Annotated in this window: 18 protein-coding genes; 10 read left to right on the forward strand and 8 right to left on the reverse strand. The window is 64.8% G+C overall.

The window, feature by feature from the left end:
- The first annotated feature begins 66 nt into the window (after positions 1 to 66).
- From B133_RS0102840 to B133_RS0102850, 3 genes are read left to right on the forward strand one after another with little or no spacing between them, the layout of a single operon-like run.
- Positions 67 to 711 carry an HNH endonuclease gene (locus B133_RS0102840; protein WP_026255902.1) on the forward strand — a complete coding sequence of 215 codons (645 nt, stop codon included), beginning with the start codon at positions 67 to 69 and terminating at the stop codon, positions 709 to 711.
- Positions 712 to 763: 52 nt separating this feature from the next.
- Complete coding sequence (locus tag B133_RS0102845; protein WP_018599203.1) at positions 764 to 997, forward strand: hypothetical protein; 234 nt, start codon at positions 764 to 766, stop codon at positions 995 to 997.
- A complete protein-coding gene (locus B133_RS0102850; RefSeq protein WP_085974161.1) occupies positions 957 to 1,469 on the forward strand; it encodes a DUF5130 domain-containing protein in 513 nt (170 codons plus the stop codon). The genes B133_RS0102845 and B133_RS0102850 overlap by 41 nt, the downstream gene beginning before the upstream one ends.
- A 223-nt stretch (positions 1,470 to 1,692) precedes the next feature.
- On the opposite strand, the gene pepN is transcribed toward B133_RS0102850, so the two are convergent.
- Together pepN and B133_RS0102860 are read right to left on the reverse strand one after the other, a co-directional pair.
- Positions 1,693 to 4,278, reverse strand: a complete 2,586-nt coding sequence (pepN, locus tag B133_RS0102855) for an aminopeptidase N (protein ID WP_018599205.1) — start codon at positions 4,276 to 4,278, stop codon at positions 1,693 to 1,695.
- Positions 4,279 to 4,316: 38 nt separating this feature from the next.
- Positions 4,317 to 4,712: a DUF732 domain-containing protein gene (locus B133_RS0102860; RefSeq protein ID WP_018599206.1), complete on the reverse strand. Its 396-nt coding sequence runs from the start codon at positions 4,710 to 4,712 to the stop codon at positions 4,317 to 4,319.
- Between the two features lie 258 nt (positions 4,713 to 4,970).
- Here B133_RS0102860 and B133_RS0102865 point away from each other — a divergent pair, with 258 nt between their 5' ends.
- Positions 4,971 to 5,579, forward strand: a complete 609-nt coding sequence (locus B133_RS0102865) for a DsbA family protein (RefSeq protein WP_018599207.1) — start codon at positions 4,971 to 4,973, stop codon at positions 5,577 to 5,579.
- 27 nt (positions 5,580 to 5,606) lie between these two features.
- Here the strand turns inward: B133_RS0102865 and B133_RS0102870 are convergent, their stop codons facing one another.
- The 5 genes from B133_RS0102870 to B133_RS0102890 all read right to left on the reverse strand — a co-directional run bounded on the left by B133_RS0102870 (position 5,607) and on the right by B133_RS0102890 (position 10,961).
- On the reverse strand, positions 5,607 to 6,602 hold the full coding sequence (locus B133_RS0102870) for a zinc-dependent alcohol dehydrogenase family protein (RefSeq protein ID WP_018599208.1): 996 nt from the start codon (positions 6,600 to 6,602) through the stop codon (positions 5,607 to 5,609).
- Positions 6,603 to 6,639: 37 nt separating this feature from the next.
- Positions 6,640 to 7,725 (reverse strand): erythritol/L-threitol dehydrogenase, encoded by a 1,086-nt coding sequence (locus B133_RS0102875; protein ID WP_018599209.1) that lies wholly within the window; start codon positions 7,723 to 7,725, stop codon positions 6,640 to 6,642.
- A gap of 46 nt (positions 7,726 to 7,771) precedes the next feature.
- Positions 7,772 to 8,740, reverse strand: coding sequence for a 1-phosphofructokinase family hexose kinase (locus B133_RS22290; RefSeq protein WP_081618165.1), 969 nt, complete (start codon positions 8,738 to 8,740; stop codon positions 7,772 to 7,774).
- Entirely contained in the window at positions 8,737 to 9,525 is a 789-nt protein-coding gene (locus tag B133_RS0102885) for a DeoR/GlpR family DNA-binding transcription regulator (RefSeq protein WP_018599211.1), read from the reverse strand. Before B133_RS0102885 ends, B133_RS22290 begins: the two co-directional genes overlap by 4 nt.
- Positions 9,526 to 9,623: 98 nt before the next feature.
- Positions 9,624 to 10,961 (reverse strand): L-fuculokinase, encoded by a 1,338-nt coding sequence (locus tag B133_RS0102890; protein WP_018599212.1) that lies wholly within the window; start codon positions 10,959 to 10,961, stop codon positions 9,624 to 9,626.
- A 153-nt stretch (positions 10,962 to 11,114) separates the two neighbouring features.
- Between B133_RS0102890 and B133_RS0102895 the strand changes: the two genes are divergently transcribed.
- The 4 genes from B133_RS0102895 (at position 11,115) to B133_RS0102910 (ending at position 16,317) form a co-directional block, all read left to right on the forward strand.
- Entirely contained in the window at positions 11,115 to 11,945 is an 831-nt protein-coding gene (locus tag B133_RS0102895) for a class II fructose-bisphosphate aldolase (protein WP_018599213.1), read from the forward strand.
- 715 nt (positions 11,946 to 12,660) lie between these two features.
- Positions 12,661 to 14,205, forward strand: a complete 1,545-nt coding sequence (locus tag B133_RS0102900) for a sugar ABC transporter ATP-binding protein (protein WP_018599214.1) — start codon at positions 12,661 to 12,663, stop codon at positions 14,203 to 14,205.
- 29 nt (positions 14,206 to 14,234) lie between these two features.
- Positions 14,235 to 15,260 carry an ABC transporter permease gene (locus tag B133_RS0102905; protein ID WP_018599215.1) on the forward strand — a complete coding sequence of 342 codons (1,026 nt, stop codon included), beginning with the start codon at positions 14,235 to 14,237 and terminating at the stop codon, positions 15,258 to 15,260.
- A gap of 16 nt (positions 15,261 to 15,276) precedes the next feature.
- The gene (locus B133_RS0102910; RefSeq protein WP_018599216.1) at positions 15,277 to 16,317 is read left to right on the forward strand and encodes a sugar ABC transporter substrate-binding protein; all 1,041 of its coding nucleotides are present in this window, start codon (positions 15,277 to 15,279) and stop codon (positions 16,315 to 16,317) included.
- Between the two features lie 10 nt (positions 16,318 to 16,327).
- Here B133_RS0102910 and B133_RS0102915 read toward each other — a convergent pair whose 3' ends face one another.
- Positions 16,328 to 16,609: a hypothetical protein gene (locus B133_RS0102915; protein WP_018599217.1), complete on the reverse strand. Its 282-nt coding sequence runs from the start codon at positions 16,607 to 16,609 to the stop codon at positions 16,328 to 16,330.
- Between B133_RS0102915 and B133_RS0102920 the strand changes: the two genes are divergently transcribed.
- Entirely contained in the window at positions 16,608 to 17,402 is a 795-nt protein-coding gene (locus B133_RS0102920) for an Fpg/Nei family DNA glycosylase (RefSeq protein ID WP_018599218.1), read from the forward strand. The genes B133_RS0102915 and B133_RS0102920 overlap by 2 nt on opposite strands.
- 37 nt (positions 17,403 to 17,439) lie before the next feature.
- Positions 17,440 to 19,131, forward strand: coding sequence for a sodium:proton antiporter (locus B133_RS0102925; protein ID WP_018599219.1), 1,692 nt, complete (start codon positions 17,440 to 17,442; stop codon positions 19,129 to 19,131).
- Positions 19,132 to 19,133 lie beyond the last annotated feature (2 nt).

Raw genomic sequence — 19,133 nt, forward strand, 5'->3', positions numbered from 1 at the left:
TGAACTCACTCAAATTTGTCGTGCTATTGCACCCGATCCGTGGTGGACTGTGTGCTCGGAGGCTCTATGGCGCACAGCAAAAAAAGCCATACACGACGGACCGGTCACGTATCCGGCCCATCGGCGTCTCACGTGCCGAACCGCCCCCTGCACAGTGTCGAGACGCTGGCGACCGCCATTCCGGATGCATCGGTCTGGGGACGCCGCCGAGTGCTGCTGCTCAACTCGACCTACGAACCACTGACGGCGCTGCCCCTGCGCCGGGCGGTGGTCATGCTCCTATGCGGTAAGGCCGATGTCGTGCACGACGACCCGTCGGGTCCGGTGATCCATTCGGCGACCCGCACCATCGTCGTACCGTCGGTGATCCGGCTGCGCACGTTCGTGCGGGTGCCGTACCGGGCCCGGATCCCGATGACGCGGGCCGCGCTGATGCACCGTGACCGCTTCCGCTGTGCCTATTGCGGAGGCCGGGCTGACACCGTCGACCACGTGGTGCCCCGCAGCCGGGGTGGCGAGCACTCGTGGGAGAACTGCGTGGCCGCCTGCGCGGCATGTAATCACCGCAAGGCAGACAAGCTGCTGGCCGAGCTGGGCTGGACGCTGCACGCTGTGCCGATGCCACCGAAAGGCCAGCATTGGCGGTTGTTGTCGACCATCAAGGAGCTCGACCCGGCGTGGGTCCGCTACCTGGGCGAGGGCGCGGCATAGTGGAGTGCTCACTGTTGCCACGCCGAGCGGGCTCGGCTGATACGGTTTGCGCGTGAGCACAGCACTTACCCATTCCCTCCTCGGAGGGGTTCCGCTGTTGTTGTTCGTGGTCCTGGCGCTAGTCTTCCTGACCCGCAAGGGACCGCACCCGGCCACCTACAAGATGTCGGATCCGTGGACGCACGAGCCGATCCTGTGGGCGTCGGAAGAGCCGAGCGACCACGGGCATGGCGGTCACGATTCGCATGGAGTCACCATCGGAGGAGGCGCAAGTGGCAAGTGGTAGCCAAACAGGTGCAGTCGCGACTGTCGCGCCCGGTGAACTCGAGCTGCCTTACGGCTACGCGATCACATCCAGTGGACGGATCTCCGGTGTCACCGAACCCGGCGAGCTCTCGGTGCACTACCCGTTCCCGACGATGGACCTCGTCGTACTCGACGACGCCCTGAAGTACGGGTCGCGGGCGGCCAAGGCTCGGTTTGCGGTCTACGTCGGCGGACTCGGTTCCGACACTGCGGCTACGGCCCGCGAGATCCTCGCCAAGGTTCCGACGCCGGACAACGCAGTGCTGTTGGCGGTGTCGCCCGACCAGCATGCGATCGAGGTGGTCTACGGCGCCGACGTCAAGGGCCGTGGCATCGAGACGGCCGCACCCCTGGGTGTCTCCGCAGCCGCCGCCTCGTTCAAGGAAGGCAACCTGATCGACGGGCTGATCAGCGCAGTGCGCGTGCTGTCGGCCGGCGTTTCCCCTGCCTGACGTTTTCCACCGCGACCGTGCGCGTCTGCTGTACGACGCGCCGCTGAGTAACAGCATTGCGCGCACGCTCGTGCGTGAGTCCCGGTATCGAGACCATTGGTCTCGATACCGGGATTTCTGCGTTTAGAGCGTTATACGGCAGCCCCAAGCACCGCGAGCGTGCGGAGACTGTCGGCCAGCGACGGTGTGTTGGCCGGCAGACCCGCACGCTCGCGGTGATTAGTTAGGCGCTGTCGAAGGCACGGGCGCGCAGTGAGCGCTCCACACCGGCACGACCTTCCAGCACCAGACGGCGCAGCGCGGGCGGCACCTCCGGGTCGGACAGGAACGTGTCCGCTGCGTCCAACCCGTTCTGGCTGATGTCCCATGACGGGTACAGGCCGACGACCACGGTCTGGGCGACCTCGCTCGACCGGCGCTCCCATATCCCGGCGACCGCCGCGAAGTAGCGCGTGGTGAACGGCGTGAGCAGTTCGGCCTGGCCCGGTTGGACGAAACCGCCGACGATCGCGCGGGTGGTGATGTTGGGCAGGGTGTCGTCCTCGATCACGTCCTCCCAGGAAGTGGTCTTCACGACATCCTGCGGGCGGGCGGCCGACGCCGCGGCGGCCTGACGCTTGCCTGCGGCCGTCGGGTCGCGCTGGGCTTCGGCGTCGATGAAGGGCGTCTCGGGTCCCTCGGCGTCGATCTGTCCGGAGCGTGCCAGTGCCGTGACGATTCGCCAGCGCAGGTCGGTGTCGATCTGCAGACCGGCCAGTCCGAGCGATGCGGGATCTTTGTCGAGCAGATCGGCCAGCAGCACGGTCTGCTGAGTGGACAGCACCGACGTGCACAGGGCGTTGACGTAGGCCAACTGGTGATCGGATCCCGGCTCGGCGCCGCGGGCCAGTTCCAGCAATCGTTCGGCGAATGCGGGCCAGCCCTCGATGGTCGCCCAGTCCTGATCGGCATAGGAGCCAAGGGCGGTCTGCGCCTGCAGCAGGAGCCGCTGCGCCACGCCGACCTCGGTTTCGGCATGGACGCCGCCGGACACCAGGGCCACGAAATCGCGGGCCTTCATCTCAGCCTCACGGGTCATCTCCCATGCCGCCGACCAGGCCAGCGTCCGGGGGAGCGGCTCGGCGATGTCGGCGATGCGGGTCAGCACTGTGGCAAGCGATTCCGGATCCAGCCGCAGCGAGCAGTAGGTCAGGTCGTCGTCATTGACCAGGATCAGCTTCCCGCGCGAAATCCCGACCAGCTCAGGGACTTCGGTAACCGGACCGGCGATGTCGAGTTCGACGCGGTGTATGCGGGTCAGCCTGCCGGAGCCGCTGTCGTCATAGACGCCGATGGCTAGGCGGTGCACGCGTGTCTCACCGGCCCCCGGGGTGGCACCGGACTGGGTGACGGCGAACCGGGTGAACGCACCGTCCGCGTCGACGTCGAAATCGGCGCGCAGCGTGTTCAAGCCCGTTGTCCGCAGCCACTGCCGGCCCCAGCCCGACAGGTCACGCCCCGAGGACTTCTCCAGCGCACCGAGCAGATCCTCGAAGGTGGCATTGGAGAACGCGTGGTCGCGGAAGTAGTCCCGCAGGCCGGCCAGGAACTGTTCCAGCCCTACGTAGGCGACCAGCTGCTTGAGCACCGATGCGCCCTTGGCGTAGGTGATGCCGTCGAAGTTGACCTCGACAGCAGCCAGGTCGGGGATATCAGCCGCCACGGGATGCGTCGACGGCAGCTGGTCCTGCCGGTAGGCCCACGACTTCTCGACGTTGGCGAACGTTGTCCAGGCCTGCGTGTACTCCGTCGCGTCCGCCTGGCACAACACCGAGGCGAACGTCGCGAAAGATTCATTGAGCCACAGGTCATCCCACCACTGCATGGTGACCAGGTCGCCGAACCACATGTGGGCCATCTCGTGCAGCACCGTCTCCGCGCGGCGTTCGTAGGAGGCCCGGGTGACCTTGGAGCGGAACACATAGTCCTCCAGGAAGGTCACCGCGCCGGCGTTTTCCATGGCACCCGCGTTGAACTCCGGGACGAACAGTTGGTCGTACTTGCCGAACACGTACGGTGTGCCGAAGTTCTTGTGGTAAAAGCCGAAACCCTGCTTCGTTTGGGTGAAAAGCCGATCGGCATCCATGAACTCGGCCAGCGACTTACGGCAGAACAGCCCGAGCGGGATCGTGCCGTGATCGTCGGAGTACGCGTCGCGCCACACCGCGTACGGCCCGGCGATCAGCGCCACCAGATAGGTGCTCATCTTCGGGGTGGTCGCGAAGACGTGGACGGTCGCGCCGCCGGAGGCCTCGGCGGAAACCGTTGCCCCGTTGGAGATCACCTCCCAGTGCGCCGGCGCGGTGACCCGGACGTCGAAGGTCGCCTTGAGGTCCGGCTGGTCGAAGCACGCGAACATCCGCTTGGCATCGGCGGTTTCGAACTGCGAGTAGAGGTACACCTCGTTGTCGACGGGGTCGACGAAGCGGTGCAACCCCTCGCCGGTGTTGGAGTACAGGCAGTCCGCGTCGACGACGAGCACGTTGTGTGCGGCCAAACCCGGCAGGGCGATGCCGGTGGACTCGTCGTAGGCGGAGGTGTCGAGCGTGACGCCGTTGAGCGTCGCGCTGCGAATGGCCTCGGCGGCGATGTCGATGTAGGTGTCGGCGCCGGCAAGCGCGTCGAACTCCACCGTCGTGGTGGACCGGAAGGTCCGTTCGCCGGGCCGGTCCTCACCGGCGGTGAGGTCGAGCTCGATGCGGTAGTTGTCGACGGTGACCAGCGCGGCGCGCTCGACGGCCTGGTCGCGGGTGAGATTGGGAAGAGCCACCCGTCCAACCTATCGGCTGGACGCCAGGTCGGTCCGGGCTACTGCCCCAAGCCGGGGAGGCCTGCGATCCCGCTCAGCGCGTTCAGACCGCCCAGATTGTTCAGGATCGAGCCGTCACTGATCGACGACATCATCTGCGGGCAGTACATCTGGATGGCGATGCCGGTGAAGAATGACGCCATCTCAGGGGAGATGCCGTTGTTGTTGCCGCGCATCTGCGAGGCCACCGATGCGAAGTTCTTGCCGGGCTCGACGAGCATTGGGCACACCTGTTGTCCCAGCTGGACGGCGGAGCCCGGGTCGTTGTAGCCGATGCCGGCGTTGTTGAGGGCGTTCAGGAACGAGGAGTCGTTCGTGTCGGCCTGCGCGGGCGCCGCCAGCGCGAGGCCGGCGGCGACGACGCTCACCGTCGTCAGAAAAGCACGTGCGGCCATAATTTCAGCTCCTCAGCTGTCACGTAGGACACTTGCAGTGCCCTACTCACTTGGGAAACAGTGGTTTACCAGAGTCACAGGGACAACACGGTTCGATAAAAATCTGCACACTATGCGTTTCCTGTGCCACTTCCGTGACGTCGCCATGCTTATCGCAAAGCCTGGCTAGATGGTTACCCGCCTGCCGGGAACATCTTGCTGTAGGCGCACAGTTGTGCTGAACGGAGTTCTGGCCCGGACCATGGAGAGGACGCACTGATGACTCAGAAGGATGTTGCGGGATTCTGGTTCGATCCGCTGTGCCCGTGGTGCTGGATCACATCGCGCTGGATTCTTGAGGTGGAGAAGGTCCGTGACATCGACGTGCAGTTCCACGTGATGAGCCTGGCCGTCCTCAACGAAGGACGCGACCTTCCCGAGAACTACGTCGAGCTGATGAAGAAGGCCTGGGGTCCGGTCCGGGTGGCCATCGCCGCCGAACAACTCAAGGGCCCGGAGATCCTCGCCCCGCTTTACACCGCGATGGGCACCCGGATCCACAATCAGGACAGCAAGGATCTCGACGCGGTCATCAAGGAGTCGCTCGAAGAGGTCGGCCTGCCCGCAGAGCTGGCGGAGGCGGCGACCACCGACAAGTACGACGAAGCACTCCGCAAGAGCCATCACGCGGGCATGGATGCCGTCGGAGACGACGTCGGCACCCCGACCATCCATGTCAACGGCGTCGCGTTCTTCGGTCCGGTGCTCTCGAAGATCCCACGCGGTGAAGAGGCCGGCAAGCTCTGGGATGCCTCATTGACCTTCGCGTCGTATCCGCATTTCTGGGAGCTGAAACGGACCCGCACCGAGCGGCCCGAGTTCGACTGAGCGGTACGGCCGAGCGCCTCGATGCCATCACGATCGGATGATCTGCGTTTTGATCCCGTCGCCGCGGCGGACCAGGTCGACGGCGTTGCCGATGTCGACGAGCGGGATTCGCGCCGTGACGAGTTTGTCGCCGTCGAGCGATCCGGTAGCGAGCGTCTCGACGGCACGGCCGAACGTCTGCTGTAGAGATTGAGAGCCGGTGATGGTCAGTTCTTTTGCGAAGATCTCGTAGGGCGATATTCGAGCGATCGCATCGGGACTGGCGACACCGAAGATATGGAGTCGACCCGCGTCCCTGACGCAGGCCAACCCGGATTCGAGCGCGGCAATCGACCCGGTGGCTTCGACGACCAGATCCCACCCGGCGTGCTGATGAAGGTCGGCGCGATCGGATGCGGTGCGCAGCGCGCCGAAGTCGGCCGCGAGTGGGTGGCGTTGTGGGTTACGGTCGACGACATCGACGCTCGCACCAGACGTCGTCAGCAACTGGGCGAGGATGAGCCCGGTTGGCCCCGCACCCAACACCAGGGCGGATTCTCCGGGGCGGATCCGACCGATGCGGTCGAGCGCGTGCAGTGCGCACGAGAGCGGTTCGGCCAAAGTCGCCCAGTGCCGAGGGACGCTGTCGGGGACGGGTTCGACGTCTTTGGCTCGTACGCAGACGAATTCGGCGAAGCCACCGGGGAGGGTGACACCGTAGCCGCGCCAGTTCTGGCACAAGTTGGTGCGTCCGGCGCGGCAGTGCAGGCAGTACCCGCATTCGACGACGGGGTCGACCACGACAAAGTCCCCTTCACGGAGATGATGGTTACCCGCCCCGAGTGCGACTATCGTTCCTGCGATTTCGTGGCCGGGGACGATCGGTGGCTTCGCGATGGGGTAGTCGCCGTCGATGATGTGTAGATCGGTCCCGCACAGGCCGCAGCTGTCGACGTGGATGACGATCTCGCCCGGTCCGGGTGTCGGATCCGCGATCGTGGTCACGGTGAGGGTGCCGTTGCCATCCGCGACGGCTGCTCGCACGGCGGGTCCTTCCTTAGAGGGGTCAGGCTGTTGGTGGTTATCTGGCAGTGCTCGTCGGCAGCAATGAGACCTTGACGCTGTCGCTGCCGCCGACGAGGTCGATGCCTTTCTGGAACTCGGCCAAGGGGAGTTGGTGGCTGCAGATGCGGTCCAGCGGCAAGATGCCCGATTCGATCATGGCGATGGCGGTGGGCCAGCAGTACGGACCGAGGTGGGCGCCGAGCACATCGAGTTCTTTGATGTCGCTGATGATGGACCAGTCGACCGAGACGTCCGAGCCGAATACTCCGTACTCGACGTAGCGACCGAGCTTGCGCAGCATGGTCAGACCCTGGGTTACTGCTGACGGATGTCCGGTGGCATCGAGGTAGATGTCCGCGCCGTAACCGTCGGTGAGGCCTCGGACGATCGCGTCGGCATCCTCCTTGGTGACGTCGATGAGGACATCGGCACCGCATTGGGCGGCAAGGTCGAGTTTTGCGGGGGTGAGGTCGAGGGCGACGACATGGGCGGGGCTCTTGGCGCGGGCGCCTGCGATCATGCCGAGTCCGATGGGCCCGCAGCCGGCGGCGACGACGACGTCACCGAATCCGATCTGGGCGCGCTCGACCGCGTGCAGTGCGCACGAAAGGGGTTCGGCGAAAGCGGCGTGCGCCGCGGGAATGTGCTTGGACACCTTGTGCACGATCGCGTCGGCCGGATAGATCATGTACTCGGCCATGGCGCCGTTGGTGACGCGCCGAAAACCAAAGATGCGGTGTGGCGCGCACATCCAGTACTGGCCGCGCCGGCAGTAGCGGCAATTCCAGCACGGCACAATCTGTTCGGACACCACGCGATCGCCGACGTCGACGCCCCACCGCTGCCGGCCTTGATCGTCGATTGCGACGATCTCGCCGACGAACTCATGGCCTGGGGTGACGTGAAGGTCGAGACCAGGTGGAACGGGGCCGTCACCCCAGTACATCGGTGCGCCGTGGTAGCACTTGAGGTCGCTGGCACAGATGCCGACGGCCTCGACCCGTACGAGGGCCTCACCGGGCCCAGGCGCGGGGATCGCGACCTCTTCGAGGCGGTAGTCGCCGCGCCCGTGGATGACCACCGCTTGCATGGTGCTCGGCATAGGGATTTTGTCCTTGTCGGTGTGAATGGTTGTCGCAGAGGAAGGTTCAGATTACCGGCGTCGCCGTGGCGGGTGCGGGTTCGTCGTCGCGCAGGGTCCGCCGCCGATCGAATGCGTCGTCGAGGATGACGGTCGAGCTCGAGGTTGCGGTGTGGGAGAACAGGGTTCCTTCGTGCTGCACAGCCGCTGCACCCCACTCGAGCGCGGTGGCCAACGCGGTGCGTCGGCCATGCCTGCGTCCGGCGAGGTAGCCGGCCAGCATGGCGTCACCGGCACCGACAGTGCTCACCACGCGTTCGACGGGCGCGCAACCGTAGAGCGCTCCCTCGTCGTCGATGAGGACGGCGCCATCGGCGCCGAGGCTTGCCAACACGGTGCCGATGCCGCGAGAGCGGATCTCGTATGCGGTGTCGACCACGTCACCGAGGCTGTGCAGACTGCCGCCGGTGAGTTCGGCGAGTTCGTGAGTGTTCGGTTTGATCAGATCGGGGCCTGCTGAGACGCACGCTTCCAGTGGTGCGCCCGAACTGTCGACCACGACAGGAATTGCCTTGTGTTTGGCGATGGTGGTGATCTGGGCGTAGAGATCCACCGGGGCCCCAGCGGGCAGGCTTCCGCCGCATACGAGCAGCGAAGCCTCGATATCGACGACACTGTCGATGAGGCACTGGACCTCGCGGTCGGTGAGGACCGGGCCGGCTTCGTTGATCTTCGTGACCGTGCCGTCGGGAGAGGTGAGGCTGATGTTGGAGCGGATCTCCCCGGCGATGGGCACGTAAACAGTATCCAGACCGGCTGTGTCGAGCATCTGATGTAGTTGTGCTCCAACGGATCCGCCAGCGGGGAGCACTGCGCGGACCGGTTCTCCGTGCGCGTGTAACGCGAGTGCGACGTTGACACCTTTTCCGCTGGGCTCACTCGAGCTGCGCCGACTGCGGTTGACCGAGCCGAGCACGATCTCGTCGACGAACACTGTCCGGTCCACACTGGGGTTCGGGGTTACGGTGACAATCATGTGCGTTGCACGCTCATTCCGGTTCTTTCGAGTTGGGTGAGTTGCTCGTCGCTGAGCCCGGTGTCGGTGATCAGCAAGTTGATGTCGCTGAGTTCGCCGTGTTTGGCTCCCCGGATCTCGCCGACCTTGCTGTGATCGGCCAGCAGAACCCGATACCGCGCGCTGGTGAGCATCTGGCGCTTGATCGCGGCTTCCTCCGGGTCCGGGGTGGTCAGACCACGGCTGAGCGAGATGCCGTTGGTGCCCAGAAAGGCGACATCGACATTGATTTCGGCGAGGGCTCGGGAGGTCCAACTGCCAACCTCGGCGAGTGTTTTGGACCGGAGCCGCCCCCCGAGAGTCATCACCGTCAACGTCGGTCGGGTCAGTAGGGCGACTGCGAGCGACAGTGTGTTGGTATAGACGGTGAGCTCGCGATCGCCGGGGAAGAGTTCGACAAGTTTGGCCGTGGTCGAGCCGGCATCGATCAGTACTGAGCCGTGTTCGGGAATCTGGGCCAGTGCGGCCCTGGCGATTCGGGTTTTCTCGCTGACGAATTCGGTGCGTGCCTCGACCGCTGGTTCGAACGACAGCGACTCGAGCCGAACCGCTCCACCGTGTACCCGGCGGAGCAGGCCTTGGCGTTCGAGCTGGATCAAGTCCTTGCGGATCGTCTCACCGGTGACACCGAGCTCGTCGGCGATCTCGATCGCCTCGATACGCCCTTGGCCACGTAATACCTGAATGATGTGGGATTTGCGCTCGTCGGCGTAGGGCGCGCGGTTGTCGGCCTTGCTTTCACTCATAGCCGTCGATCCTTGCGCATCGGGTGCCAGATTTCGGCCGGAAAAACGGGACGCGGCACCCTGGCTGTCATCGACACATGTTGTCGAGAGCATCCGGGTCATGGCACATGCACCGAGGGCTCGGGTGCCGCGATTGCTTCTGCCGCGACGGCGGCCAGCATTGCCGCGCCGCGTGCGCCGGCCTCGACGACGTCAGGGCGAGCCAGATTGCCGAATCGGTGTCGCTTGACCGCGATGAGGGCTTCACTGCGCGACCAGCCGCCCGTGACCACCAGGGCGCGGTGTCGGCCGCTGACTGCGGTCATCGCGTCGTGGATGACCGCGACCTGGTCGGTGACACATTCCAGAGCGGCTCGCCAGACGTGCGCGGGAGTGTGGCCGTCGCCGGCGCCGACGAGGTCGACCTTGCCGAACGGTGGGGCGACGATCTTCAGCGTCGGCGTGGGTAATGCCAACGCAGCGGCGTCGAGGGCAGGCAGATCGGCTCGGTCCTTACCCAGCAGCGCAAGCACCCGCTGCAACGCCAATCCGCCCTGGGTTGCGCCCAGCAGACACCAATGACCGGCCACCGCGTGCCAGCCGGTGGTTATCCCCGCGGCGGCGAGGTCGGCGACCACCATCGGCGGGAGTCCGGGACGAACTGTCCGCACGAGTGCCTCTGCCGTACCGCAGGAATCGAGTTCGTCGCCCGGCCCATCGGCGCCGGCACCGACAGCGGCCGCCTGATGGTCGTGACCCGCCACCGTCAACACCGCCCCCCGAAGGCGGGGCAGACCGACCGAGCTGCTGACCCGGCTCAGGGGAGTGCCGGCGGTTATCAGTTCGGGCATCAATTCCTCGGTCGCGCCTGACCAGTCGAGCGCCTCGGGCCACCAGCTGCGATCGGCCAGGCGCAGCCAACCCGTTCGCGATGCCAGCGACTGTTCGGTCGCCTCGTCGCCACCAAGCCCACGGACGATCCATTCCGCCACGTTGAACCGACGCACGGCCGCACGAGACGTCGGGACATGGTCGCGTAGCCAGCGGTGCTTGGTCAGTGACCACTGCTGGCGCAACGGCAATCCGGTGACCGCGGCGAATTCCGGGTCCGGAAAACGGCGTTTGAGGTCTGCCAGCTCGGCATCGTCGCGGGTGTCATGCCATGCCACGACCGGTGCTACGGGGTCGCCGTGACGATCGATGAGCACCCCGGACTCGGCCAGGCTGGCGACACCGACACCCGCAATTGTTCCCGGCGGGCAGGTCTCGAGTGCGCCGGCGATTGCCGCTATCGCCGACCGCAGCAGGGCACGGGCATCCAGCTCTGCTCCAGTGGCGACCATCTGCCACGGGGTGGGAGCGCGTCCCGCCGACACTGCCTCACCAGACTCGGTGAATACCACCGCCTTGCTGGTGGTGGTGCCGACATCAAGGCCGACGAAATATCTGCCGCTCATCTGCGAGACCTCTTGAATGTGGTGTTGCTCACTTGGAAGTTAATGGATATCGTTGTATTTCGTTGGAGTGATGTCAAGTGAACGCCACGGAGGGCGCGCCACGATCACACCGATCCGAGTCAGAACACTCGAAAACCCTTCGGAGAAAACCACATGCCTCTCGCAAGAACTGCGGACCTCGTCGCTGCCGCCCATCGGGCCGGCGTTGGAATCGCAGCGTTCAATGTGATCACCCTCGAGCACGTCGAGGCGATCGTCGCTGGTGCAGAGTCGGCCACCAAGCCGGTCATCCTGCAGATCAGTGAGAACGCGGTGAAGTTCCACAACGGTCGGGTCAAGCCGATCGCCGCCGCCGCCCGCGCGGTCGCCGAAGGTGCCGCAGTGGATGTGTCGATCCACTTCGACCACATTGAAGACGTTGCCCTGCTGCATGCGAGCGACGAAACCGGCGCGTCCTCGGTGATGTTCGACGCCTCCACACTCGACTACGACGCCAACGTCGCGGCAACCCGGGCTGCTGCGGATTGGGCCCACGAGCGCGACATCTATCTGGAGGCCGAACTCGGGGAAGTCGGGGGAAAGGACGGCGCGCACGCACCCGGCGTGCGCACCGATCCGAGTGAGGCGGCGGCTTTTGTCGCGGCCACCGACGTTGACGCGCTTGCGGTCGCCGTCGGCAGTTCACATGCGATGTCCTTCCGAACGGCCACCCTCGATTTCGACTTGATCGCCCGGCTGCGCGCTGCCGTACCCGTGCCACTGGTGCTGCACGGCTCCTCGGGTGTTGCTGACGAGGACCTGCGCAAGGCCGTCGCGGCTGGCATCACCAAGGTCAACGTCGGCACCATCCTGAACATCGCGTTCACCGACGCCGTGCGCGCCCGATTGGCCGAGGATCGCGTGGTTGACCCCCGCAAATACCTTGCGCCGGCCCGCATTGCCATCGCCGATACCGTCGCGTCGATCGCCTCGGTGATCGGCTAGAAACGTCCGGTCGTGTCCGTTACCGTCCCGGATGCCGCCGCCGAAATACCAGAGGCATCATCCAATTCGGCACTATTTCGCCGAGGCTGGCGATGTGTCGGGCGGCATCCAGGCGCGACTTACGCTGGACGTCGGACCGCATGATCGGTAGGCCGGCGCCACGGGGCTGATTCACGTGGATCCGGCAGTAGGTTGCATTTCCAACAGACCTGGTGGTGTTGTTTGGGCGACCTCTGAAATCCCGTATCTCCACTGAAGTGGCGTCCTCATGGTCCGGCGCCGCGTTGCCTCATTCGGCGTAGCTGGCGCTTGATTTCATGAAATATGGTGTAAATAAGCATGTTTAGCCAATTGTGGCGGAAGGCCCGGGGTTGCGGTTCAGGCTGATGAGTGGGGCAAGCGCTGGGTTGTGTCCATTGTTCAATGATGTCCAGTTGCGCAGATGTAGTGACAACGGAATCGGTTCCTGCGGTATCTCTTGACAGAAATCCAACGAAGAGCAATGATATCCATCAAAATACAAGTGTGGTAGATCACATTTGCGGGATGGAGTGATGGCAACGAGGTGTTTGTCGGACTGGGTATCGGCCCGGTCGTGACCGGCACACCGGGTTGGCTGCATGCGGCTGTGCCGGAAATCTGCCCGCCGACTCGATCTGTCTGATGGCCTCTCGAACCATACTCAGCTCAAACCCCAAGGAGGGGAAGGATATTCATGCTAACGCAGCAACGCAGTGAAGGCGCTGAACATGCCCGCACCGTCGCGTTCAAAGCGGTCGGGGTCAAGAAACACTATCCGGGAGTCAAGGCTCTCGACGAGGTTGATCTCGAAGGCTACGCGGGCAGCGTTCTGGCCGTCTGCGGTGCCAACGGGGCGGGCAAATCGACCTTCGCAAAACTCCTCGCCGGCGTCGAGACTCCGACTGACGGGGAAATCACGGTCACCGGATACCCGCATCCGGTGCGCAACGCGGCCGAGGCCGAGCAGGCGGGGGTGCTCATGATGCACCAGGAACCGTTGATCATCGACGACTTCACCGTCGGCGAGAACGTCTGGCTGTATAAGCTGCGGGCCGGCAAGGACATCCGGCCGTGGGCGACCAAAGTAGACACCAACGACGAGCGCACCCGCGATGTGCTCCGCAGCGTCGGTCTCGGGCACTTGAGCACCCATGAATCGGCGAAAGACCTGGGACCCGGTCAGCGGCAGATGCTTTCGCTGTCGCGCGCCGAGGTGACCACACACAAGATCATGATCCTCGACGAGACCACCGCGTCGACCAGCGAGGAACACTTCAACAACATCCTCGAGTTGGTGGACCGGGAGAAGAAGGCGGGTACCTCGATCATCTTTGTGTCGCACCGGCTCAACGAGGTGTTTGCGATGTGCGATCGGATCGCGGTGCTGCGCAACGGAAAACTCGTCAAAGTTCTCGATGCCGCGGATACCAATCCGGACGAGATCACCACGCTGATGATCGGTCAAGCCCTCAAAGCCCTGGCTCGTCCCGTGCCAGTCACCGTCACGTCTGCGACGCAGCCGGTGCTGTCGGTGCGTGACCTGCACGGCGGTACGGCACACGGTGTGTCATTCGACGTCAATCCGGGTGAAATCGTTGGGCTCTACGGCCTGGTCGGCAGCGGGCGGTCGTCAGTGGCGCGCACCATCACCGGTCAGCGCAAAGTCGGCAGCGGCACTATCAAACTGCACGGCCAGCCCGTCTCTCTGCCTAGCCCCGGCGCGGCGGTTGCCAAGCGCGTCGCGTATCTGACCGAGGACAGGCGGTTGGAAGGATTCGTCAAGGACTTCGACAACGGCACCAACATGAGCCTGGTGGCACTTCCGAAAATGGCGAAGTTCGGGATCATCCGGTCGGCCGTGGAGCGCAAGCGGGTCCGTGAGCTGATCGATGAGTATCAGGTCAAGGGCGGGACGAAGACGTACACCCGAACCCTCAGCGGTGGCAACCAGCAGAAGGTGTGCGTCGCCAAATGGCTGGAAACAGCACCGGATTTTGTGGTCCTCGACGAACCGACCAAAGGTATCGACGTCGGCGCGCGAGCCAACATCTACGAAATCATCCACCGCCTCGCCGCCGGTGGGAAAGGCATCTTGGTGGTGTCCAGCGAAGCCGAGGAACTGCTGTCGCTGTGCCACCGCATTCTCGTGATGCGCAACGGAGTCATCGCCGGCGAATTCGATCCCGAGCAATCGGACACCGACGACCTCATCCGCACTGCCCTGTCCCACGCCGACTGAACCTCACCCTGCCTCAAAGGAGCGTCACCATGACCGAAACATCGACTCAACCAGCCGTACACCACTACGAAGAGAATTTTTCTCGCGGCCAGGCCTTCCTGGGCTGGCTCAAATCCCAGTACGCGCTGTACATCCTGATCGCACTGCTGGTCATCGCGACAATCACGCGGGGGTCGGTGTTCTGGGGTCCGACCAACCTGACCAACCTGCTGCTGCAGATGTCGATCATCGGGGTCGTCGTGCTGGCCCAGCTCATCGTCGTGCTGACCGGCGGCATCGATATCAGCGTCGGCTCAGCCCTGGGTCTGGCCGCGGTGATCGCCGCCGGACTATTCGGTGGCCCGTCCATTCTGCTCGGACTGCTGGTCGCACTCGGGGTCGGTGCGATAGTGGGTTCGGTTAACGGCTGGCTGGTCGCATTCCGCGGGCTGGAGCCGTTTATCGTCACTTTGGGCATGCTCGCACTGGCCCGCGGGCTGGTCTACGCCTACGGCAACGGCATCCCCATCGCCCCGGGTGCCGCGGCGACCTACGCCGACCTGGGACAGGCCACGATTCTGGGGATCCCGGTGCTCGCCATCATCTGGCTCGTCGCGGTCGCCGGCATCGCCTTTCTGCTCAACCGCACCGTGTGGGGGCGCCGGGTGTATGCGGTCGGCTCCAACAAAGAGGCCGCCCGCAGCTCCGGCATTCCGGTCAAGGCGACACTGTGGTCGGTGTACATCCTGGCCGGCCTGCTGGTCGGTCTTGGTGGCTGGATGTTCCTGTGCCGCTTCGCCAGTGGCACATCGACCGCTGGGAATCTGATGGAGCTGGAGGCGATCGCTGCCGTTGTGATCGGTGGTGCCCGCCTAGGCGGCGGCTACGGCAAGGTGTTCGGCGCCGTCGTCGGTACCATCATCTTTGCCGTCATCGCCAATCTACTTTCTCTGCTCAATGTTTCGACGTTCTTGCAGGACGCCTTCCGCGGTGCGCTGATCCTCATCGCGGTCACGCTGGCAACGGTGCAGTTCACGCGCCGCCGCAAGGCCAATTCCACCCCGTCGGCCAAGTGATCACGGGAAGCCGAACATGATGCGAAATATCAACCACCGCAGAGCATTCTGCGTGTTCGCCGCGACCACCGCAGTATTGACCTTGAGTGCGTGCGGGCAGATCTACCCGTCGAGGGAGCCTGCACAGGGGCCCGCCGGAGGCGTTCACAAGAATGCCGGTGATGTGGTGATCGGTTTCGCCCAGCAGCAATTGCAAGCCCCGTACTTCTCGGCGATGCAGGTGCAAGCCCAGGACATCGCCAAACAAGACGGCGTCAAGCTGTTGTTCCAGGCGGCCAACAAGGATCCCGTGATCCAGATGAGTCAGATGCAGGCCATGATGGCCCAAGGCGCCGACGTCCTGATCGTCAACGCCACCAGCCCCAAGGGTCAGGTCGAGATGATGACCCAGATCGCCTCGAAGATTCCCGTCATCTACATCGACACGAGCGTGCCGAAAACCGGGACCACCAGCGTGCAGTCGGACAACTACACCATAGGCAAGGAGTCCGGCAAGCTCACCGCCAAGCGGTTTCTGTCGATGGGCAAGCAACACATCAACATGGTTATCCTGACCGGCCCCGCCACCGACGAGGTGGTCGGCCCGAACCGTCGGCAAGGCTTCCTGGACGGTCTGAGCGCCGGCGGTGTGGAATACACGATCAAGAGCGAGCAGAACGGGGAGTACCAGCAAGACAAGGGGCAGGTCGCAGCGGAGAACATGCTCGCCGGCAACCCCGATACCGACCTGGTCCTCGGCCTCAACGACTCCATGGCACTGGGCGCCTACAACGCCGTCCGGGACAAGCCGCAGTACAAGAACGTCTACATCGCCGCGTCCGCCGATGGTCAACGGGAGGCCCTGGAACTCATTAAGGACGGCGGCTGCGCGGGTCGATACATTTCCACCGGGCTGAACTCGCCCGACCTGGCTACCAAGAAAGCGATGCAGATCGCCGTGGACATCGCGACGGGAGTCAAGAAACCGGCCGACTACCCACCGGAATCGTTCACCCTCGCAGTAGGGATCAACTGCGACAACATCGACAAGTTCTACAACCCCGACAGCATCTTCTGAGCGGCAATGCTCAGCTAATGCGGGCGCCGAGGACGTCTTGGGTCAGGTCAAAGATCCTGGTGACCAACAGTTTTCGGGCACCACGATGTTCGGCCTCCACGGAGTCACCGGCGCCACCGACAGCCCGTGGCCGATTCGGTGCTGCGCCTGCGCGCCGCTCGGGAATGCCCGACTCGTTAGGGTTACCGGCATGCGCGTCAACCTCGGTCCTGACCACGCCGGATGCGAATTCAAGCAACCCCTCATCGACCACCTGCTGAAGAACGGTCCCGAGCGTTCCCGCCTGAGCCATGCCTGAAGGGCACACCCTGCACCGGCTGGCCCGGCTGCATCAGCGCCGCTTCGGCCGGGCGCCCGTCCTCGTGTCCAGCCCACAGGGCCGGTTCGCCGATGGTGCTGCCGACGTCAGCGGACGGGTGCTACGCCGATCCGAGGCGTGGGGCAAGCACCTGTTCCACCATTACGACGGTGGTCGCGTCGTCCATATCCATCTGGGGTTGTACGGAACGTTCACCGAAACACCGGTGCCGTTGCCGCCGCCGGTCGGCCAGGTGCGGATGCGCATGATCGGTGCGGAATACGGCACCGACCTGCGCGGCCCGACGGTGTGTGAGGTGATCGGCGAACCCGAGACCGCTGACGTCGTCGCGAAGCTCGGCCCGGACCCGCTGCGCGCAGATGCCGATCCGGAACTCGCCTGGAAGCGGATCGCCAGGTCGCGCCGGCCAATTGGTGCGTTGTTGATGGATCAGTCGGTAATCGCCGGAGTAGGCAACGTGTACCGAAGTGAGCTGCTGTTCCGTCATCGCATCGACCCGTACCGGCTCGGCATTCACCTCGGGCAAGACGAATTCGCCGACATGTGGACCGACTTGGTGGCGCTGATGAAGGTTGGTGTGCGTCGCGGCAAGATCGTCGTGGTCCGGCCCGAGGACGACCACGGCGCCCCGGCATACGGACCCGGCCGGCCCCGCACCTACGTCTACCGGCGGGCGGGAGACGCATGCCGCGTGTGCGGAACGGCAGTACGCACCGCTGAATTGGAGGGCCGCAACCTCTTCTGGTGTCCCTTCTGTCAGAAGTAGCGCCGCGCCAACGCGTCCGCCACGGGACAATCGGCGGGTGGAATTGATCCTCGTCGTCGTCGGAGCCATTGTCGTCACAGCTATCGCCCACCGGCGCGGACTGGAACCCGCCCTGATCATCGTGGTCGTCGGCATCGCGGTGTCCTTCTTGCCGGATTTCGAGCCCCCTGAACTCGATTCACACATCCTGCTGACCGTGGTGCTTCCGCCGCTGCTGTACTCGGCGGCGCTCGGATTCTCGTTTCCGACATTCCTGCGCAACATTCGGCCGATCCTGGGTCTCGGAGTCGGTTTGGTGGTGGTGACAGCGTTCACCGTGGCTGCGGTGTCATCGTGGTTGGTGCTGGTGCCGCTGAGCTTCGGGCTGGCCCTGATCCTCGGGGCGATCGTGGCGCCCCCCGACGCGGTCACCGCGGTGGCGGTGGGCCGCAAGCTGGGTCTGCCGAAGCGGGTCATGGCGATCCTGACCGGCGAGAGCCTGATCAACGATGCCGCGGCATTGACGCTGTTCACCATCGCGGTGGCCCAGGTCGCGGGCACCCGCACCTTCATCGAGGACCCGTTCCTGCTGTTCGCTTTCAGCGCCGTGGTGGGCCCGCTGGTGGGCGCAGTGCTGGGCTACGTCACGTTGTGGATCCGCCGACGGCTGGCCAACCCGGGTCTGGAGACGGTCCAGGGCCTGGTGGTGCCGTTCGCGGCGTACATCGCGGCCGAGGAACTGCACGCCTCCGGTGTGCTCGCGGTCGTGGTGGCCGGATTCGTGGTCGGCCACGGTTCGCTCGGTGCCGGCTATCAGACCCGGCTGCAGGAACGCTATGTGTGGAATTCGGTGGACGTGCTGCTGGAGGCGTTCGTCTTCGCCTACATCGGTCTGCACCTGCGGTTCGTGCTGGTCCACCTCAACGAGGCGCACGAATCGCTCATGGAGGTGGTGGTCGCGTCGGCGATCGTGCTGCTGATCGTCCTGGTGATCCGGCCGCTGTCGGTGTTCGTCATGTTTGGCCGCAACAAGCTGTTCCGGCATGTCGAGAACCGACTGAGCGTGCCGGTTCCCGAACATAGCGGGCGCCGCGCACCGGGTGCGGGGTCGCGGCGCAGCCTGATGGGCAAATGGCGCTCGCGTGTCGACCGCAGGCCGCTGTCCTGGCGGGAGAGCGTCGTGGTGTCCTGGACCGGTATGCGCGGAGTGGTCACCTTGGCCGCGGCCGCGGCGATCCCCGCGACGACGGCCACCGGCGAACCGTTTCCGGAGCGGGCCACCATTCAGGCCATCGCGTTCGTCGTCAGTGTCGGCACGCTGTTGATCCAGGGTTGGTCGCTGCCTCTGCTGATTCGGCGGCTGCATCTGTCGCGGTTCAGCGACGACCTCGAGGTCGACCGGGAAGAGGAACTCAAAGCCGAGCTGGTGGTACACGCCGTCGCCGACGACGTGCTCGCGGACTTCCGCGAGAACCCTCCTGTGCGTATGGATCACCGCGTGCTGGATGAGATCGGCAATACCATCGCGCGCCATTCCCAGGACGCCGACGAGATGCCCGATCCGGAAGCCCACACCGAACAGGCCGAAGTGTTCGCCGCGCTCTACCGCAAACTGCTCGCAGCGCAGCGGAGCGCGCTGATCGCCGAGCGGGACGCCGGACGCATCGAGGACGAGGCGGTGCGGGCCATGCTGGAGCGGCTCGACCTGCAGGAGGCCGGGGTTTCAGCGCGGCTGGACAGCCGGTTCTGACA

This window comes from Mycobacterium sp. 155, assembly GCF_000373905.1.
In the GTDB taxonomy this organism is placed as follows: Bacteria; Actinomycetota; Actinomycetes; order Mycobacteriales; family Mycobacteriaceae; genus Mycobacterium.

Excerpts from the sequence above, each read along its gene's own strand:
- B133_RS0102840 (WP_026255902.1), top strand. The coding sequence starts at position 67 with ATGGCGCACAGCAAAAAAAGCCATACACGACGGACCGGTCACGTATCC.
- B133_RS22290 (WP_081618165.1), bottom strand. The coding sequence starts at position 8,740 with ATGATTGTCACCGTAACCCCGAACCCCAGTGTGGACCGGACAGTGTTC.
- B133_RS0102905 (WP_018599215.1), top strand. The coding sequence starts at position 14,235 with ATGACCGAAACATCGACTCAACCAGCCGTACACCACTACGAAGAGAAT.
- B133_RS0102890 (WP_018599212.1), bottom strand. The coding sequence starts at position 10,961 with ATGAGCGGCAGATATTTCGTCGGCCTTGATGTCGGCACCACCACCAGC.
- B133_RS0102865 (WP_018599207.1), top strand. The coding sequence starts at position 4,971 with ATGACTCAGAAGGATGTTGCGGGATTCTGGTTCGATCCGCTGTGCCCG.
- B133_RS0102850 (WP_085974161.1), top strand. The coding sequence starts at position 957 with ATGGAGTCACCATCGGAGGAGGCGCAAGTGGCAAGTGGTAGCCAAACA.
- B133_RS0102895 (WP_018599213.1), top strand. The coding sequence starts at position 11,115 with ATGCCTCTCGCAAGAACTGCGGACCTCGTCGCTGCCGCCCATCGGGCC.
- B133_RS0102910 (WP_018599216.1), top strand. The coding sequence starts at position 15,277 with ATGATGCGAAATATCAACCACCGCAGAGCATTCTGCGTGTTCGCCGCG.
- B133_RS0102915 (WP_018599217.1), bottom strand. The coding sequence starts at position 16,609 with ATGGCTCAGGCGGGAACGCTCGGGACCGTTCTTCAGCAGGTGGTCGAT.
- B133_RS0102900 (WP_018599214.1), top strand. The coding sequence starts at position 12,661 with ATGCTAACGCAGCAACGCAGTGAAGGCGCTGAACATGCCCGCACCGTC.
- B133_RS0102875 (WP_018599209.1), bottom strand. The coding sequence starts at position 7,725 with ATGCCGAGCACCATGCAAGCGGTGGTCATCCACGGGCGCGGCGACTAC.
- B133_RS0102860 (WP_018599206.1), bottom strand. The coding sequence starts at position 4,712 with ATGGCCGCACGTGCTTTTCTGACGACGGTGAGCGTCGTCGCCGCCGGC.
- B133_RS0102885 (WP_018599211.1), bottom strand. The coding sequence starts at position 9,525 with ATGAGTGAAAGCAAGGCCGACAACCGCGCGCCCTACGCCGACGAGCGC.
- B133_RS0102920 (WP_018599218.1), top strand. The coding sequence starts at position 16,608 with ATGCCTGAAGGGCACACCCTGCACCGGCTGGCCCGGCTGCATCAGCGC.